20 protein-coding genes are annotated in these 15,999 nt (G+C 62.8%); 12 read left to right on the forward strand and 8 right to left on the reverse strand.

Translation table 11 applies throughout. From position 1 onward, the window contains the following. The first annotated feature begins 165 nt into the window (after positions 1-165). Positions 166-519, forward strand: coding sequence for a MarR family winged helix-turn-helix transcriptional regulator (locus B5526_RS25040; protein ID WP_244562052.1), 354 nt, complete (start codon positions 166-168; stop codon positions 517-519). A gap of 23 nt (positions 520-542) precedes the next feature. On the opposite strand, the gene B5526_RS25045 is transcribed toward B5526_RS25040, so the two are convergent. Next, entirely contained in the window at positions 543-1,535 is a 993-nt protein-coding gene (locus B5526_RS25045; RefSeq protein WP_079542517.1) for an alpha/beta hydrolase, read from the reverse strand. 83 nt (positions 1,536-1,618) lie between these two features. Further along, positions 1,619-1,774: a hypothetical protein gene (locus tag B5526_RS37925; protein ID WP_154071446.1), complete on the reverse strand. Its 156-nt coding sequence runs from the start codon at positions 1,772-1,774 to the stop codon at positions 1,619-1,621. A gap of 14 nt (positions 1,775-1,788) precedes the next feature. On the opposite strand from B5526_RS37925, the gene B5526_RS25050 reads away from it, so the two are divergent. Then, positions 1,789-2,043 carry an SDR family NAD(P)-dependent oxidoreductase gene (locus B5526_RS25050; protein ID WP_079542518.1) on the forward strand — a complete coding sequence of 85 codons (255 nt, stop codon included), beginning with the start codon at positions 1,789-1,791 and terminating at the stop codon, positions 2,041-2,043. 48 nt (positions 2,044-2,091) lie between these two features. Here the strand turns inward: B5526_RS25050 and B5526_RS25055 are convergent, their stop codons facing one another. Genes B5526_RS25055 through B5526_RS25070 form a run of 4 tightly spaced genes read right to left on the reverse strand, consistent with a single transcriptional unit; the run spans position 2,092 to position 5,698 of the window. Continuing rightward, the gene (locus B5526_RS25055; RefSeq protein ID WP_172842103.1) at positions 2,092-2,847 is read right to left on the reverse strand and encodes a GntR family transcriptional regulator; all 756 of its coding nucleotides are present in this window, start codon (positions 2,845-2,847) and stop codon (positions 2,092-2,094) included. Further along, entirely contained in the window at positions 2,837-3,826 is a 990-nt protein-coding gene (locus B5526_RS25060) for a Gfo/Idh/MocA family protein (protein WP_079542520.1), read from the reverse strand. The genes B5526_RS25055 and B5526_RS25060 overlap by 11 nt, the downstream gene beginning before the upstream one ends. Then, a complete protein-coding gene (locus tag B5526_RS25065) occupies positions 3,823-4,710 on the reverse strand; it encodes an NAD(P)-dependent oxidoreductase (protein WP_154071447.1) in 888 nt (295 codons plus the stop codon). The genes B5526_RS25060 and B5526_RS25065 overlap by 4 nt, the downstream gene beginning before the upstream one ends. A 22-nt stretch (positions 4,711-4,732) precedes the next feature. Further along, complete coding sequence (locus B5526_RS25070; protein ID WP_079545333.1) at positions 4,733-5,698, reverse strand: Bug family tripartite tricarboxylate transporter substrate binding protein; 966 nt, start codon at positions 5,696-5,698, stop codon at positions 4,733-4,735. A 276-nt stretch (positions 5,699-5,974) separates the two neighbouring features. Here B5526_RS25070 and B5526_RS25075 point away from each other — a divergent pair, with 276 nt between their 5' ends. From B5526_RS25075 to B5526_RS25100, 6 genes are all read left to right on the forward strand, one after another. Beyond that, complete coding sequence (locus tag B5526_RS25075) at positions 5,975-6,367, forward strand: carboxymuconolactone decarboxylase family protein (RefSeq protein ID WP_079542522.1); 393 nt, start codon at positions 5,975-5,977, stop codon at positions 6,365-6,367. A 12-nt stretch (positions 6,368-6,379) separates the two neighbouring features. Next, on the forward strand, positions 6,380-6,613 hold the full coding sequence (locus tag B5526_RS25080) for a hypothetical protein (RefSeq protein ID WP_079542523.1): 234 nt from the start codon (positions 6,380-6,382) through the stop codon (positions 6,611-6,613). A gap of 44 nt (positions 6,614-6,657) precedes the next feature. Then, positions 6,658-7,722, forward strand: coding sequence for an amidohydrolase family protein (locus B5526_RS25085; RefSeq protein WP_079542524.1), 1,065 nt, complete (start codon positions 6,658-6,660; stop codon positions 7,720-7,722). An 18-nt stretch (positions 7,723-7,740) separates the two neighbouring features. Next, a complete protein-coding gene (locus tag B5526_RS25090; protein ID WP_079542525.1) occupies positions 7,741-8,853 on the forward strand; it encodes an amidohydrolase family protein in 1,113 nt (370 codons plus the stop codon). A 20-nt stretch (positions 8,854-8,873) separates the two neighbouring features. Further along, the gene (locus tag B5526_RS25095; protein WP_079542526.1) at positions 8,874-9,293 is read left to right on the forward strand and encodes a Rieske (2Fe-2S) protein; all 420 of its coding nucleotides are present in this window, start codon (positions 8,874-8,876) and stop codon (positions 9,291-9,293) included. A 144-nt stretch (positions 9,294-9,437) separates the two neighbouring features. Then, positions 9,438-10,466 (forward strand): LLM class flavin-dependent oxidoreductase, encoded by a 1,029-nt coding sequence (locus B5526_RS25100; RefSeq protein WP_079542527.1) that lies wholly within the window; start codon positions 9,438-9,440, stop codon positions 10,464-10,466. Between the two features lie 226 nt (positions 10,467-10,692). Here the strand turns inward: B5526_RS25100 and B5526_RS25105 are convergent, their stop codons facing one another. Continuing rightward, entirely contained in the window at positions 10,693-12,093 is a 1,401-nt protein-coding gene (locus B5526_RS25105; RefSeq protein WP_079542528.1) for a TAXI family TRAP transporter solute-binding subunit, read from the reverse strand. A gap of 455 nt (positions 12,094-12,548) precedes the next feature. Between B5526_RS25105 and B5526_RS38670 the strand changes: the two genes are divergently transcribed. Continuing rightward, positions 12,549-13,064, forward strand: a complete 516-nt coding sequence (locus tag B5526_RS38670) for a hypothetical protein (protein WP_154071448.1) — start codon at positions 12,549-12,551, stop codon at positions 13,062-13,064. A gap of 224 nt (positions 13,065-13,288) precedes the next feature. Beyond that, complete coding sequence (locus B5526_RS25115; RefSeq protein WP_079542529.1) at positions 13,289-13,495, forward strand: hypothetical protein; 207 nt, start codon at positions 13,289-13,291, stop codon at positions 13,493-13,495. 68 nt (positions 13,496-13,563) lie between these two features. On the opposite strand, the gene B5526_RS38490 is transcribed toward B5526_RS25115, so the two are convergent. After that, positions 13,564-13,728: a hypothetical protein gene (locus B5526_RS38490; protein ID WP_244562053.1), complete on the reverse strand. Its 165-nt coding sequence runs from the start codon at positions 13,726-13,728 to the stop codon at positions 13,564-13,566. Between the two features lie 192 nt (positions 13,729-13,920). Between B5526_RS38490 and B5526_RS25120 the strand changes: the two genes are divergently transcribed. Together B5526_RS25120 and B5526_RS25125 are read left to right on the forward strand one after the other, a co-directional pair. Further along, positions 13,921-14,721 (forward strand): substrate-binding domain-containing protein, encoded by an 801-nt coding sequence (locus B5526_RS25120; protein ID WP_172842104.1) that lies wholly within the window; start codon positions 13,921-13,923, stop codon positions 14,719-14,721. 197 nt (positions 14,722-14,918) lie between these two features. After that, complete coding sequence (locus tag B5526_RS25125) at positions 14,919-15,917, forward strand: hypothetical protein (protein WP_079542531.1); 999 nt, start codon at positions 14,919-14,921, stop codon at positions 15,915-15,917. The last annotated feature ends 82 nt before the right edge of the window (positions 15,918-15,999 follow it).

Raw genomic sequence — 15,999 nt, forward strand, 5'->3', positions numbered from 1 at the left:
AGGCAATATGTGCATATGCAAATAATCGTCAAGGCTGGATTTTGGGAAGCGGAAAATATGGCGGCCCCGAGCGGGAAGCACAAAACCCCCTGCGATTGCACGGCGTTACGCAAGGCGACGCGCCGGGTCTCGCAACTCTATGATTCCGCATTGGAGCCCTGCGGATTGCGGACCACTCAGCGGGCGATCCTCAGTCAGATCGCTCGGACCGGCCGCCCGCCGGTAGGAGAACTCGCCGCGGCGCTGGTCATGGACCGCGGCGCGCTCACGCATAATCTAAAACCTCTCGAGCGCGACGGGCTTGTCGAAATCCGGGTCGATCCGGACGACCGCCGCAACCGCCTGATCGCTTTGACAAAAGCGGGGCGGGCAAAACTCGCCGAGTCGGAACCGCTCTGGCAGCGGGCGCAGGATGGATTCGAGGCGGCCTTTGGAGCCGCCAAGTCGGCGACGCTGCGCAAGGCGCTTGAGCATATCGTTTCGGAGGAATTTGTCGCAGCCTTCGCCCATCGCGATTGAGGAACCCTCAACCCGGTGGCCCCTCACGGCATGCCGCGGGCTTCGATTTCCCGCACCAGTTCCAGCGTCGGCTGCGCCAGGCTGCCGCCGGAAGGATCGAGCCCGAAGGCGGGGGCGAGACCGTCCTTGTTCTTCAGGATTGCCGTGTGCGGGCAATGGGTGTGGGAGTTGCAGAGCAGCTCTTTCAGCTTTTCACCCTGCGCGACCAGGCGCGGCGGGTCGAGCACCGACCAGGCGAGCAGGATCGGCGTCTCGATGTTCAGGATGCCGGGAAAGGCCGATCGCGCGTCATATTTGCTCACGTCCGCGCCGAAATAGGATTTTTCGGCGGCGCTGGCGTCGGGGCTTGGACGGTAGATGCCCGACACCAGCACGACTGCTGCGACGTCGGAGTCGCGCTCCTGTAATTCCGGATGGGCGAGAAGGCTCGCGACGTGAAAGGCGCCGACGGAGTAGCCGATCGCGATGATCTCGTCGCGGCTGCCGCCGAACAGGTCGACGTTCTGATGCAGCCAGGAGATCGCCGCCGCGACATCTTTGGTGGCGGCGGGCCAGGGGTTTTCCGGCGCGAGCCGGTAGTTCACCCTGACACCGACCATGCCGTGGTGCGCTGCAAAGCACAAAACCTCATCGCGCAGCGGGCCCGCGGCGTCGCTCGCCCCGGCCGCAAAACTTTCGCCGGCGACGAACACCAGCACCGGATGCGGCGATGATTCCTTCGAATCGCCCGCCGCGACGTCCAGCACGTTCTGGTCGCTCTCGCCATATTTCAAGCCGCGGGTAAACGACACGCCGGCGCAAACTTGCGATTGATCCGGCGCCGCCGCCGCAGGAGCTGCGGCGGAAGGCGCCGCGTCGGCCGGCGCAGGGGCTGCCGGGGGCGCGTCCGAGCCGTCGAGCGCAAGGCCGGCTTGCACCTGATTGGCCGCGATGTCCGATGAAGCGGCATCGCGGCCACCAACCGATGCCCCAGTGATTGCGCTCAGCAGAAAGCAAACAAGAAGAAATTTTGTCATTACAAACGACCACGCACGAACTGGAACCGGGTCAAGCTTCGAACCGCATTTTTGGCGATTTGACGGCACCGCCACATCACCGGCTATTTGAGCTCTCGCGCGAGATATTCAACCAGTGCCCGGACTTTTGTCGAGGGCCGCGGACCGCCGGGAAAAACCGCGTGCACCCCCACGGGCTTAAGCTTGTAGCCGCGAAGCAGCGGCACCAGCGTGCCCGCGTTCACCTCGGGTCCGCACATCGCGGACCTGGGCGATGGAATTGAAGGACCGCGGCATCCGCGTCAACACGCTGTCGCCGGGCGCTGTCGATACGCCGATCATCGATGGCCAGTTCAAGAGTAAGGACGAGGCCGACGGCGCGCGCGCCTTCTTTGCCGGCATCACGCCGCTCGGCCGCATCGGCCGCCCGGAAGAGATGGCGTCGGCCATTCTGTTCCTGGCATCGGACGACAGCAGCTACTCCACCGGCATCGATCTCGTTGCCGATGGCGGCATCACGCAGGTCTGAACGCGGTTGCGGAGGGGCGCGGCGATCTTGCCGCCCCTTCCGCGTCGCTCACGGCGCCGGCCGCAGCGATCGCTGCATGTCCATCGTATAGATGTAGCGTCCCTCCGGATGCGTCGTCACCGTGACCTCGAACAGCTCCTCGCGCAGACCGTAATAGCGGCGCACCATGGTCAGTGCCGGCGAGCCCGGCTTTGCCTGCAGCGGTTTTGCCAGTTTCGTGGGCAGGCCGCGCGCGAAAACTTCGAGCTGCGCGTATTCGATGGTCTCGCCGTACATCTTTGCGATCTGCTCATGCACGGGCGTGCGGCCGTGATCGCGCCGTTTCACGACGCCTGCAAATTTCCGCAGCACATAGATCTCGGTCCAGCCCAGCGGTGCGGCGAATTCATCCGAGCGGCGAATGGCCTCGATCAGGAACCAGCGCTTGCCCAGTTCGCATTTCAGCATGCCAGCGAGCTTGCGGTCGGCGACGATTTCGCTGGAGCGAACCACCTGCCGATAGGTCTCGTTCGAATAGCGCAGCCATTCATTCAGTGACTTGACGCTATGGGTGAACAATACCGGCGGCTCGGCCGCGATCACCACCGAACCCAGGCCGGCGCGGCGGATGATCAGGCCTTGTTCGAGCAGGATCCGCAAGGCCTCGCGCACGGTCTGTCGGCTCGCCGAATAGCGCGCCATCAATTCGGTCTCGGTCGGCAACAATTTACCGACGGCGTAAGTGCCGAGCCGGATTTCCTTCTGCAGCTCGGCCGCGATGTCGCGATAGCGCGTCGATGTGCGGTGTTTTGTCTTAGGCGCCAAGGTCGTCACCGCCATCGCAGTTGACGGGAAGGCCTGATGTCATCGACTGCAGCGCCGCCTCGAACGCCGACAATGTCGTGAGCACGTCCGCTTCCGGCACCGGAAACGGCCGCTGCGTCTCGATGGCGTCGGCGAAGGCGTCGAGCTCAGCGCGCAGCACATCGATCGCGGGATAGCTGATCCGCTGCGGCTCGCGGCCGCTCATGCGCAGGACCATGGTGCGCTCGTCCAGCACTTCGGCGGAGCCCTTGGTGCCGAACACATGGACGCGCCAATAAAGCGGCGTCGCCCGCACCGTGGCCAATGTGCCGGTCACGCCGTTGGCGAAATCGAGCGTCATGAGAGCCGTGTCGAGCCGCGGAGGGCCGGCGTCGCGCGAGGTCAGTTGCGCGTAGACGCGACTGACCGGACCGAGCATGCTGACAAAGGCGTCGAGCACATGAAGTCCGGCGCCAGTCAGTCCGCCGCCGGGCGATTCCTCCGGCGACAATCGCCAGCCGGACGTGATCTTTTGCGAGTTCTCGTTGCTGTTGTGGCCTTCGACATGAAGGATGGTCCCGAGCTCGCCGCTCGCGACCACCTCGCGCAAGGCGCGCATCGCGGGCCAAAAGCGCCGGTTATGCCCGACCGCGAGCACGATGCCGGCTTCGCCGCAGGCGTCGAACATCGCAGCCGCATCGGCGCGCCTTAGCGCCAGCGGCTTTTCGCAAAACACTTGCTTGCGCGCGGCGGCGCAGGCCCTCACCTGTGCCGAGTGCTGCGAATGCGGCGTCGCCAGCAGCACCGCGCCGATGCTGTCATCGGCCAGCACGGCGTCCAGATTGTCGGTCAAGTCGAGTTGATGTTGCGCGCAAAAGCCCTGCGCGCCCTTGGTGTCGGTCTCCACGGCGCGGACGATTGTGAGTTGCTCGTGGCCGCGCGAGGCCTCGACCAGATTGCGGCCCCAGCGGCCGAGGCCGACAATTGCGGCTTCGATCATCGCAAAACTCCCGCAGCCGGTTGCCGGATCGCCTCGATCACCGCGGCGCTGTCGCTGTCCGGACTTTCAAGCGCGATCGCCGCGCGCAACAGGTCGGCCTGCGTCGTGGTCATCGGGAGCCGCATGCCCAGCCGCCCGGCCTCCGCAAGAATCAATTCGGCGTCCTTCAAGGTCTGCGCGATATGCGAGTCGGGCCGAAAATCGCGCATCAGCATTTTTTCACCCTTGGTTTCCATCACGCGCGAATACGCCGCCGATTGTCGTGCCGCCGCCAGAAAGGCGTGTCCATTCAATCCAAGGCGCTCGGCGAAGGCAATTCCTTCCGCCAGCGCCGCGCGGTTGTTCTGCAGGATCAGGTTGATCGCGAGTTTTGTCCGGCTGGCATCGCCGATGGCGCCGACCCGCAAGCTGCGCGGACAGAGAATCTCCACGAGCGCGCCGACGGCGTCGAGCGTGCCGGCGTCGCCCGCGAGCAGCGCCGTGGCGGTGCCGTGGCGCACTTCCGCGCTGGTGCCCGATATCGGCGCCTCCACCAGCGGAATGCCTGATCTCGACGCGCGCTGGGAAAGGCGAAAAATTTCGTCGGGCGCGCAGGTCGTCGTGCAGATCACGATCGGCCGCGCGGAGCCCGCGCCGCTGACAATTTCGCCGAACAGCGCGTCGGCCTGTTCGCCATCATAGACGGCGATCATGAGCGTTTGCGTTGCGCCGGCGAGTTCACGCACCGATGTTGCGACCATGCCGCCGCTGGCCTTCAGCCTGTCGCATTGGGACGCTTCGATATCGAACCCGATCACCGGAACCTTGGCGTCGATCAAACGCGCGGACAGCGCGGTGCCCATCAGGCCGAGGCCAATGATCCCGACGGGCGCATTCACGGGCATGATCTGATCGCCATCGCGCCTCTCATTGCGGTTCAATGCCGGCAGCCTTGCATTCCGCGGTCCAGCGCGCGATCTCGCTGCGGATGAAGGTGCCAAATTCGTCGGGGCCCATCGGCGAGACGATCACGCCGACGCTCGCGAGTTTTTCCCGGGTCGACGGCATCGTGAGAAATTTCTCGCTTTCGGTGTAGAGCTTGTTGACGACAGGCGCGGGCGTTCCCACTGGGGCCAATAATCCATACCAGATGGTGGCCTCGAAACCGGGCATGGCTTCGGAAAGCGGCGGAAGGTCCGGCGTCAGTTCGTTGCGCGCCGGCGATGTCACGCCGATGCCGCGCAGCGTGCCGCCTTTCATCTGCGGGATCGCGAGGGAAAAATCCGCAAACGCCAGATTGATCGCGCCGCCCATCACGTCGGTGACGGCCTGCGGCACGCCGCGATAGGACGCCGCGATCACCGACAGGCCGCCGCGGCTCTGCAACTGCCCGATCGATATTTGCGATGCGCCGGAGCCGTAGCCTGCCGTCATGTTCGGATGCGCGCGCGCATAATCCATGAACTCCGCGAGGTTTTTCGCCGGGAAATCCGGCTTGACCACCAAGACCATCGCCGTCGTCGTGGTGCGGATGATGGGGGCGAAATCCTTTGCCGGGTCGTAAGCGAGATTCTTCAGCATCGCGACGTTGGCGGCCTGGGTGGTGTTGGTTCCCATCAACAGCGTGTAGCCGTCGGGTGCGGCGCGCGCGACCTCTTGCGCGCCGATGGAGCCAAGCGCGCCGGCGCGGTTCTCGATCACGACCGTCTGCCCGAACGCTTCCTGCAGATGCTGGCCGAGCAGGCGCGCGACCTGGTCCGGGCCGGCGCCGGCGGGAAACGGCACGATGATTTTGATCTGACGTTGCGGGTAGTCGTCGGCGGCCGCGGCGGCTTGCGGCGCCGCAAGTCCCAAAAAGACAAAACCGGCGAGAACGATCGAGCGCAGCTTCATCTTTGTTCCTCCGAAGTCGCTCAAGAAATCTCTGACGGATTTCCTTCCGCCGTCATTGCGAGCGAAGCGAAGCAATCCAGCTTTGGCGCCGCGAAACAGAAGCTGGATTGCTTCGTCGCTTGCGCTCCTCGCAATGACGACATACCGCATTTATACGGACAAATAGGCTCGATGCAAGATATTGTGCCTGTCCAGAAGCGAACTGTGCGGTTGAGGCGCCTTGAACTTGACCGTATAAATCAAAGCCAATAGCAAAGCCTGTGCGGGAGCGAAAACATGGACACCAGTGAATTATACGCGCGGGGCCTCTCCCGCCGCAAAAAGCTGTTCGGCGAGGCCGAGGTGGAGAAGCGCATGGGCGCTGCCGGCGAATTCGGCGCGCCGCTGCAGAACATCATCAACGCCTACGTCTATGGCGACATCTGGGAGCGGACGGGCCTATCGGACGCCGTCCGCAGCCTGGTCATGCTCGGGATCACGGCTGCCGGCAACAAGCCCGCCGAATTCCGCGTCCACGCCAAGGGCGCGCTGGCGAACGGGTGCAGCAAGGAGCAGGTGCAGGATGTGCTGCTATTGGTCGCGATGTATTGCGGCATTCCGGCCGCGATCGAGACCAATCGCATCGCCTCCGAGATTTTTGGCGAGATGCCCGAATCCGCGAAGCCCTAGCGGAACGGCATCATGAAATCGGTGCCGACGATCGACGCCCATCATCATATCTGGCGTCTCGACGACCTGCCGTGGCTGTCCGGGCCCCAGGTGCCGCGCATCTTCGGGCCTTACGCGCCGATCTGTCGCGATTATTCAATCGATGAATACCGCGGCGACATCGCCGGCTTGCCCGTTCCATCGCGTAACCCTTGTAGAACCCTTGCACCCGGGCGCTATCGGCGGCACATTGGGCGCGCGGCGTGACAGCCGCCAAGAACGATATTAGGGAACGATATTAGGGAATGCGCATGGCGGCCACGCGGATCGACTGCGATATTCATCCCGCCGTGGGCGGCACGCGCACCACGCTATTGCCCTATCTCAACGACCACTGGAAAGAGCAGGTGGTGAGCCGGGCGATCGACGGCCTCGACCTCACGAGCTATCCACCGAATATGCCGCTGTCCGGACGGGCCGACTGGCGGCCGACCAACGGCGGCAAACCCGGCAGCGATTTTGAAATGGTGCAGCGCGGCGCGTTCGATCAGCTCGGTTCGAGCCACGCGATCTGCAACGTGCTTTACGGCGCGCAGGCCGTGTTCGATCCTTATATGGCTTCGGCCTTCTGCAAGGCGATCAACGACTGGATCGCGGCCGAATGGCTTTCGCGGGATTCGCGCCTGCGCGCCTCGATCGTGGTGCCGATGCAGGCGCCTGATCTCGCCATTGAAGAAATCGAACGCCGCGCCGGCGATAACAGGTTCGTTTCCGTTCTGGTGCTGGCGCAGGGCGAGACCCTGTTGGGGCGGCGGCATTATTGGCCGGTCTATCAAGCCGCCGAAAAGCACAAGCTGCCGATCGCGATCCACGCCGGCAGCCAGTATCGCGGCGCGCCAAGCTCGATCGGCTGGCCGTCCTATCGCTACGAATATTATCTCGCCGAGGCGCAGGCGTTCCAGGCCCAGGTGCTGAGCCTCATCTATGAAGGCGTATTCGTAAAGTTCCCCGCCCTCAAAGTGGTGCTGATGGAATCCGGCGTCAGCTGGCTGCCGGCCTTCATGTGGCGCGCCAACAAGACCTGGCGCGGGGTGCGGGTCGAGGTGCCCTGGATTGATCGCGAGCCGGCCTCGATCATGCGCGACCACATCCGCCTGACCACGCAGCCGTTCGACAGTCCGGGCGATGCCAAGGGCGTTGCCGATATCATCGACATGATCGACTGCGACAAGATGTTCCTGTTCGCGTCCGATTATCCGCATTGGCAGTTCGACGGCGACGACGCGATCCCCCCGCATCTGCCGAAAAGCATCGTCTCGCGCATGTGTGAAGAGAACCCGCTCGAAACCTTTCCGCGGCTGAAGCTTGCCGCTTGAACATTCAAGGAGGATCGCATGAGTGACGTCATCGACCGCCCGCTGCTCGAACAGGAAACGCCAGCAAAAAGCCGCTTGCGCATCATCGACTGCGATATTCATCCGAGCCTGCATTCGCGCGCCGACCTCAATGCATTTTTGCCGAAACGCTGGCAGGAGCATTTGAAGACCTACGGCGATCATTTGCGCACGCCCTATATCGGCACCACGCCCTATCCGCGGTCCTCGCCTTTGATCGCGCGCCGCGATGCCTGGCCGCCGACCGGCGGCCCGCCTGGCTCCGATCTGGCCTTCATGCGGAAGCAGCACCTCGATCCGCTCGACGTCGAGTTCGGCATCCTGCAGGTGCTCGATCTCTTCATCTTCTCGCAGCAAAATCTCGATTTCGGCGCCGCGATCCAGCGCGCCATCAATGACTGGCAGCTCGCCTTCTGGTCCGACCGCGACCCGCGGCTGAAGGCCTCGATCCTGGCGGGGCAGGACGACACGGAAGCCGCGATCGCCGAGATCGATCGCTGCGCCAAGATCGGCCGCTACGTCCAGATCAATGTTTCGCCGCGCGCCAACGAGCCGCTCGGCCGGCATCGCTATTGGCCGATCTACGCCCGCGCCCAGGAGCTTGGCCTGCCGCTCGGCATTCATGTCGGCGGTTATGGCGGCCACGCGCCGACCGGCGGCGGCTGGCCGTCTTATTATGCCGAGGAGCACCAATCCAACGCGCATTCGGTGGCGGCGACGCTGACGAGCCTGGTGATCGAAGGCGTGCTCGAGCGCTTCCCGCGGCTGAAGATCGTATTCATCGAAGGCGGGTTCGGCTGGATCTCATCCACGATGTGGCGGATGGACCAGCATTTTGAGCGTTTCCGCAGCGAGGTCCCGCATCTCAAGCGGCGTCCGTCGGAATATGTGAAAGAGCATTTCTGGTTCACGACGCAGCCGATCGACGAGCCCGACGAAGCAAAACACCTGCGGTCCCTGATCGAATGGGTCGGCGTCGACCGCCTGCTGTTCTCGTCGGATTATCCGCATTGGGACTTTGACGATCCGCGCTTTGCCTTCAAGACGCCGCTAAGCGAAACCGAGCGGGCAAAAATCTTCAGCAGCAACGCCCGCGCGCTCTACAAGCTCTGATCGCAAGGCTTTAGCCAAAAATGGCCCGTCACATCGTCGCCCGCACCACGGAGATTCCGCCCGGCGGCAACAAGGTGGTCGACATCGACGGCCGCGACATCGTCGTGTTCCATGTCAATGGCGAGTTCTTCGCGCTGCTCAACCGTTGCCCGCATGAAGGCGCGCCGCTCGACAAGGCCGCCTGCGTGGCGCGGCTGACCTCGCCGGAGCCCGGTGTCTATCAGCGCTCGCGGGTCGGCGAGCTCCTGCGTTGCGCCTGGCACGGCTGGGAATTCGACATGCGCACCGGTCAATCCTGGTTCGATCCGAACAAGGTCAGGATTCGCACCTATCCGGTCGTGATCGAGGACGGCGAGACGCTGGCCAAGGGGCCTTATGTGGCCGAGACGTTTCCGGTGCATGTCGAGGACAGCTACGTCATTGTCGAGATCAACAATTAAGGCCGTCATTGCGAGCGTAGCGAAGCAATCCACCCTTGCTTTGCGGCCCGATGGATTGCTTCGTCGCTTCGCTCCTCGCAATGACGAAAAATCGCCGCAAGTCGTCACGGCTGATCAAAAATAATTTCAACGGGTGGTGGTGCGATGCAGTTCGGCATTTTCGATCAAAACGACCGCGGGCCCTATGAGCTCGGCGAGCAATACGAAAACCGCCTGAAACTGATCGAGTTCTACGATGCCGCGGGCTTTCGCACCTATCACATGAGCGAGCACCATTCGACGCCGCTCAGCCTCACGCCGTCACCGAGTGTGTTCCTTGCGGCGGTCGCGCAGCGCACCAGACATCTCCGCCTCGGCCCGCTGGTATATGTCTTACCGGCCCATCACCCGCTGCGGCTCGCGGAAGAAATCTGCATGCTCGACCATTTGAGTGGTGGCCGGCTCGAGGTGGGCATCGGCCGCGGCGCATCGGCGCATGAACTGCAATATTTCGGCATCGATCCGGATTCTGCGCCGGCGATGTATGTCGAGGCCTACAACGTCATCAAGCAGGCGCTGACCGGGAGCGAGGTCAACTTCAGGGGCAAATTCTACAATTTTGCAGACGTGCCGATCGAAATAAAGCCTGCGCAGCTGCCGCATCCGCCATTCTGGTATGCGGTTCCGGTCCCTGAGGGCGCCGCGTGGCCGGCGCAAAACAACATCAATGTCGTTTGCGGCGGGCCGGTCGCAAAAGTGCGCGAGATCACCGATCGCTATCGCGCCGAATGGGCGGTGGCGGGGAATTCGCCTGACGAACTTCCGTTATTGGGTATCAACCGTTTTGTCATTGCGGCCGATACCGATCGCGAGGCGATGGAACTCGGACGCCGCGCCTGGCCTCTATTTTATGCGAATTTCATGAAGCTCTGGAAAAAGCACGGTACCCAGCCGCGCTATGCGCGGATCCCGGAAGATTTCGACAGTGTGGTCAAGAACGGCGGCGCGCTCGCGGGCTCGCCCGGCACGATCCGCGAGCAGGTGAGCGTGATGGCGAGCGAGGCCGGCGTGAACTATTTCATCGCGCAGTTTTCCTTCGGCGACCTGTCGCAGCAGGAGGTGCTGCATTCCGCAGGCATCTTCGCCCGCGAACTGCTTCCCTCGTCTCGGGAGCGTGTTGCCCGCGCCGTGTGAATGACGGCGAGCCCGGAACCGGCCACTTCTGCCTCGCCCCGCTTGCGGGGAGAGGGCATAGGCGGCCTACGGCCGCCGTTCTTGATAGAAGAACGCCGATGCGAAGCATCGGCTATGGTGAGGGGCTCTCTCCACGAATACCGAATGCGCGGTGAGTCCCCGTCACCCGGATTGCTTCACAATCCGACCTCTCCCCGCAAGCGGGGCGAGGTGAAACGACGCAAGCCTATCGCGCGCGCACGCGGGCCAGTTCCGGTGTGCCATTCATAGCCAAACGTCTGTCGGCAACGGCATGATGGAACTGCTCGAGCACGAGGCTAGAGGCGGAGAGGTCTTCCTCTTCGATCGCGCCGTCATCATAGGCATCGAGCGTTTCACGGAGTATGGCGTCCACCTCGTCTTCCAGCGCCAACAATTGTTCCGGAGTTTCCGCGACGCGCGCCCGCGAAATCAGGTCCAAGATCCTGTCCCGATGCGATGTGTTGAGCTCCCTTTCGTCGCGCTTCCAAAAGTGGCGGAACCAGGCGCCGGCCGAACCGAGCCCCGAGAGAACCAGGATCGCGAACCAGAAGTAATCGCTGTATTTCTCGAGGAACGTCCGTTCATTGCCGTCGATATAGGCCGCCGCGCCGCGATGGACCGGCAACTCGGCATCTTTATCGGTGTCCGGCTTCTTGATGTGGGCGGCACCGGGCACCTGTTTTGCCAATGCCTGACGAATGGAAAATAGTTGCCGGGCCAACGTAGCGACCGTCGTTTCAGACAAAGCCTTTCGCGCGACGATCAAATGGTTGACGCTGATCGTATCGATCTTGTCATCCGGCCACGCTGGTTTTGCATTGAAGATGCTGCCCGGAATTTCCTCGGATTCATAAAGCGGGTGTTTGAGGGCGATCGCTTCCGATACATCGATCGGCAGAAATTTTGGTTCGCCTCTGGCGCGCGCGGTAGCAGTGAGGGCGTCAGTGGTGATCTTGCTGTCCAGCGGGCCCACGGCCATGAACGCATCGAGGCTCGAATCGTGCGCCATCTCTTCGATCTCTTTGATGGCAAACTGTTTGACCGTGACCTTGTCGGCATCGACGCCGGATTCAGTCAGGATCAGGCGCAGCAATGCGACATTCGCGGGTGTCTTGCCGATCACGCCGACCCGATGGTCGGCGAGATCGTCGAGGGTCTTGATTTTCGCCGCCGGTTGCCGCTTCGAGCCCTTGGCCGGCAGGCCGGAAGGCGACCACAGCACGACAAAATTCTTGCGCACGATGGCAACGGTTTCGGCCTCGCTGGGCATGTCGAGATCGCCGCGAGCAACCCCAAGATCGGCTTTGCCGGCGCCAAGCAGGCCGAGGCTTTCCACCGCGCCTTCGGTCGTTATCGGAGACAGCCTGACGGAGTAGCGGTCGAGGTCAAAACTTTGCGCCAGCGCCTGGACCAGCTTCTGATCATCGCTTCCCGGCGGGCCGACGGCGATCCGCAGCGTTGTTGGTTTTAGTGCGTAATACAGCGTGCCGGCGGCCGCACAAAAAAGCAGCATTCCAGCGGCCAGCACCAGCAGCGAATAGTTCCGCCTTTTCCGGCGCCGGCCGGACAGGTCCCTGGTTTCGCTTACATCGTCGGTTGAGGACATTGCGGCTGCCGGGTTGAGACAAGGAACAAAGAGGTATTCCGATCCCAGGAATACCACGTTTCTCGGCTCGGGTCAGAGGCCGGTATCTCACCCCAGAAATATGGCGGAAGGCCATCGTCGTGAAGCAGGGCAATAAGCCGCATCGAAAAGAATTGACCTCAGCGCGAGAGAGAGGGCGCGCTGAGGTCATCTGACGGCCGCCGATCAGGCGGTCGGTCGGCCGTTCCAGATCGCGATCAAGATCGATCTACGACAGTCCATCAACTGCAGACCTGACGGGGTTGCACGCGCCAGCCGTGGGTGGTGTGCACCCGTCGCTGAACCACATAGCAGCTGCCGTTGTCATAGTATGAATCGTTGTAGCCATACGGATAATCGTAGGCGTAGTCGTTGTAGTAGTCGTACGGGTAGTAGCCGCCGTAGCCGAATCCGAAACGGTGCCCGAAGTCGCGGTCATGGTCGAAGCCGCGACCATGTTCGAATCCACGCCCACCATGAAATTCACCGCCGCGGAAACCACCATCATGGAATGCCATGCCACCGCGGTGGCCGCCTGCGAAGCCACCATGGAAGCCGCCGCCGCCAAAGCCGCCGCCATGGAAGCCGCCACCACCCATCCCCATGCCGCCGTGGAAACCGCCGCCACCGCCGCCAAAGCCGCCGCCATGGCCACCACCAAAGCCGCCGCCACCGCCGCCTCCGTGGCCGCCGCCACCACCACCACCACCACCACCACCACCACCACCGCCGCCGCCACCGCCACCGCCACGCGCCAGCGCCATCGTTGGCGCAGCCAGGCCAACCGACGCAACTGCCAACAACGCGATCACCGTCTTACGCAACATGATCATTCTCCGTCAGAGATTTCGCTCCCAACCGCGACACTGGTCGCAGGTGGCGATCGCTTCGGAGAAACGCTACTGGCGTCGACTTCACTGTTGCTCAATTCTCCGCGAGAGACGGCAGATTAAACTTAAATTCAGAGAACGCGTTGTGAGCGCCGCATCGCATTGTTGCGGATGTAACTTGATCCGGAACATCGCAACAAAAAAGCTGTCGTTCGAACACGGAATCGAAGCTGGATTGAGCGGAGATACGATCCGGCTTCAGACCTATTTTTTTTGTAACAGACCGGTCGCAAGGCGCGACGTTGGTGCTATAAGGCTGCGGCAGCTTTCACGGCGGGTGCGGGCGGATGTCAAAACAGTCGATGCGGGAAGAGGCCGAGCGTCTGATCCGCGAAGCCATGGCGAGCAAGCCCCTCGTGGTGAAGCAGGGCCATACCAGGATCGAGGCGGTGTGCGGCAAATGCGGCGCGCCGAACCGCATCTCCGCCGAAAAAGGCGCGACGCGGGTGAAATTCGCCTGCAAGCAATGCGGCCACAAGCAAGAGACGCTGTGAGATTTCCTCCGCTGTCATTTCCGGGTTCGATGCTTTCGCATCGCCCCGGAATGACGGCGTCCGGCTTCCTACTTGAACGCTTCGCAAACGGTCTGGTGATCCCGTCCGATCGTCCCGGTGCTGCGGGTTGAGACGGCCTGCCACCACGCCGCCAGCGCCTCGCGCTCGCAGCGCAGCTTGACGCTCATGCCGTCGGCGAACCTGATCCAGTCCGCAAAACGATGGCTGGGCACCGTGGCGCAGTACGCGCCGAATGTGACGCTGCGGGCGCATTAGGGGTTTGAGGTCTGATGAGTATTTGATGCATCGTCATTCCGGGGCGCGCGAAGCGCGAGCCCGGAATCCATAACCACGATTGGGGGTCATGGATTCCGGGCCTGCGCCAAGCCGCGCATCCCGGAATGACACCGATTTGGAATAATTCGATGCGTGCTTGGCCGGTAGCGATCATGATTGTGTTAGCGGCGTCGTCCGCGCCGGCGGCGGAACTCCGGGTGATGGCGGCCGGAAGCCTGAAGGATGCATTCACGGCCATCTTTGCAGACTATACGAAGCGATATGGCGACAGCTTCGCTTCCGTCTGGGGGCCATCGGGCGTCTTGCGCGAGCGGCTGCAAAACGGCGAGGTGTTCGACGTCTTCGCATCGGCAGCGTTGCCGCATGCCCAAACCCTCACCGATGCCGGAGTGTCCGGTCCGAGCGTGCTGTTCGCGCGAAACGCGCTGTGCATCGTGACGGAGGCCGATCGCGGGCTCGATACCGGGAACCTGATCGAGACGCTGCTTCGACCGGATATTCGCGTGGGAACGTCGACGCCGGTTGCCGATCCGGCCGGTGACTACACCTGGGAGATGTTCCACAAGATCGAGGCCAAGCGGCCCGGCGCGTTCGAGACCTTGGCCAAAAAGTCGCAGCAATTGTTCGGCGGCCCCGCCACCGCAACTCCCATTGACGGCCGCTCCCGGCCGCTGGCAGCACTTGATGATCACGGGATTGACCTGTTCATCTCTTACTGCTCGAGCGCGCTACAGATTGCCCGCGACTCCCCGAAATACAAATCGATTGCGCTGCCGCCGGAGCTTTCGGTCGGAGCCGAATACGGTCTGACGGTTTCGCGCAAGGCGCAGCCGGGCGCGGCCGATTTCGGAATGTACCTGCTCTCGCCGCAGGGACAAGCGAGCCTGAAGGCTTTCGGCTTTATTCCCGTCGCGTTGCCGGCGGAATAATGTTTTCGCTTTAAAGGCGTAAAGTGGTGGCCTAGAATTGATTCATCGGGATCACTCCGGGGCTGCCATCGATGGATCGCAGTCCGTCCCTGCGCATCTCGAAGCGCAGCGAACCGATGGCTGGTGACGATCGGCCCCTGAGGCACTGCCTCACCCATCCCAACTCATCCATCCTATCTCGATCAGGAATCTCAATCATGAGCGTTGTACTGTGCTCGCCTGCACAGGGAGACTTGCTCAAGAACCGTCGCGCACATGCGTTCGGCATCGCGGGACTGACACTGATGCTCGCCGTCGCCTCCGGCGGGGTCGCGCGCGCCCAGTCCGCGCCGGTCGGCGTTCCCGACAAAAGCTTTCCGGAAAGTGTGACGTCAACCAACGACGGAACTCTTTATGCTGGCAGCTTCAACCTCGGCGGCGTGGTGAAAGCCACATCGGGCGGCAAGGCGGAACAATTCATCAAGCCCGGCGCCGGTGACAGCCGTTCCACGCTCGGCGTGCTCGCCGACGAGAAGGGTGGAATGCTGTACGTCTGCTCCAATGATCTGTCGGGCCTCGGTGTTGCCGGCCCCGGCGACGCCAAGGGCGCCGCGCTGAAACTCTTCGATCTTAAAAGCGGCGTCCTGAAAGGCAGCTTTGCGCTGAAAGACCCAAAATCCCTGTGCAACGACATTGCTGTCGGCGGCGACGGCACCGCCTATATCACCGATTCCTTCACGCCCAACGTGTACAGCCTAAAACCCGGCGGCAGCGCGCTCGAGGTCTTTGCGACCGATCCCGCGCTGGCCCCGGCCAAGGACGGTGTCGGCCTCGACGGCATCGCGTTCGGGGCCGACGGCAATCTCTATGTCACGACCTATATCCCGGCCGCGCTGTTTCGGATTGCGGTCAAGGACGGCAAGGCCGGCGCGGTCACGGCGCTGAAATCGTCGCGCCCGCTCGATCATGCGGATGCCATGCGCAGCTTCGGCGACAGCCTGTTGCTGATCGAGGGCAACGGCAAGCTCGACAAGGTCACGGTCAAGGGCGACGCCGCCGAGATCGAGACCATCAAGGACGGTTTTACCGAACCGGTCTCGGTGACGCAGGTCGGCAACACCGCCTGGGTTGCTGAAGGCAAGCTGTCTTACATCATCGGCGACAACAAGGGGAAGGATCCCGGCGCTTTCGCGCTCAAGCCTGTCGCGTTGCCGTAGTCGGGCCAGATTCGCGTACAGCTGTGGCCGCCGCGGCTTGGAACGGCGGGCGGACTTAACTCGGCAAGCGTTTCTCGGCCCA

This window comes from Bradyrhizobium lablabi (genome assembly GCF_900141755.1).
Lineage (GTDB): Bacteria > Pseudomonadota > Alphaproteobacteria > Rhizobiales > Xanthobacteraceae > Bradyrhizobium > Bradyrhizobium lablabi_A.

Excerpts from the sequence above, each read along its gene's own strand:
- B5526_RS25080 (WP_079542523.1), top strand. The coding sequence starts at position 6,380 with ATGAAATCGGTGCCGACGATCGACGCCCATCATCATATCTGGCGTCTC.
- B5526_RS25045 (WP_079542517.1), bottom strand. The coding sequence starts at position 1,535 with ATGACAAAATTTCTTCTTGTTTGCTTTCTGCTGAGCGCAATCACTGGG.
- B5526_RS25100 (WP_079542527.1), top strand. The coding sequence starts at position 9,438 with ATGCAGTTCGGCATTTTCGATCAAAACGACCGCGGGCCCTATGAGCTC.
- B5526_RS25075 (WP_079542522.1), top strand. The coding sequence starts at position 5,975 with ATGGACACCAGTGAATTATACGCGCGGGGCCTCTCCCGCCGCAAAAAG.
- B5526_RS25095 (WP_079542526.1), top strand. The coding sequence starts at position 8,874 with ATGGCCCGTCACATCGTCGCCCGCACCACGGAGATTCCGCCCGGCGGC.
- B5526_RS25125 (WP_079542531.1), top strand. The coding sequence starts at position 14,919 with ATGAGCGTTGTACTGTGCTCGCCTGCACAGGGAGACTTGCTCAAGAAC.
- B5526_RS37925 (WP_154071446.1), bottom strand. The coding sequence starts at position 1,774 with ATGTGCGGACCCGAGGTGAACGCGGGCACGCTGGTGCCGCTGCTTCGC.
- B5526_RS25105 (WP_079542528.1), bottom strand. The coding sequence starts at position 12,093 with ATGTCCTCAACCGACGATGTAAGCGAAACCAGGGACCTGTCCGGCCGG.
- B5526_RS38670 (WP_154071448.1), top strand. The coding sequence starts at position 12,549 with ATGGTCGAAGCCGCGACCATGTTCGAATCCACGCCCACCATGAAATTC.
- B5526_RS25085 (WP_079542524.1), top strand. The coding sequence starts at position 6,658 with ATGGCGGCCACGCGGATCGACTGCGATATTCATCCCGCCGTGGGCGGC.
- B5526_RS25060 (WP_079542520.1), bottom strand. The coding sequence starts at position 3,826 with ATGATCGAAGCCGCAATTGTCGGCCTCGGCCGCTGGGGCCGCAATCTG.
- B5526_RS25120 (WP_172842104.1), top strand. The coding sequence starts at position 13,921 with ATGCGTGCTTGGCCGGTAGCGATCATGATTGTGTTAGCGGCGTCGTCC.
- B5526_RS25050 (WP_079542518.1), top strand. The coding sequence starts at position 1,789 with ATGGAATTGAAGGACCGCGGCATCCGCGTCAACACGCTGTCGCCGGGC.
- B5526_RS25065 (WP_154071447.1), bottom strand. The coding sequence starts at position 4,710 with ATGCCCGTGAATGCGCCCGTCGGGATCATTGGCCTCGGCCTGATGGGC.
- B5526_RS25115 (WP_079542529.1), top strand. The coding sequence starts at position 13,289 with ATGTCAAAACAGTCGATGCGGGAAGAGGCCGAGCGTCTGATCCGCGAA.
- B5526_RS25070 (WP_079545333.1), bottom strand. The coding sequence starts at position 5,698 with ATGAAGCTGCGCTCGATCGTTCTCGCCGGTTTTGTCTTTTTGGGACTT.
- B5526_RS25090 (WP_079542525.1), top strand. The coding sequence starts at position 7,741 with ATGAGTGACGTCATCGACCGCCCGCTGCTCGAACAGGAAACGCCAGCA.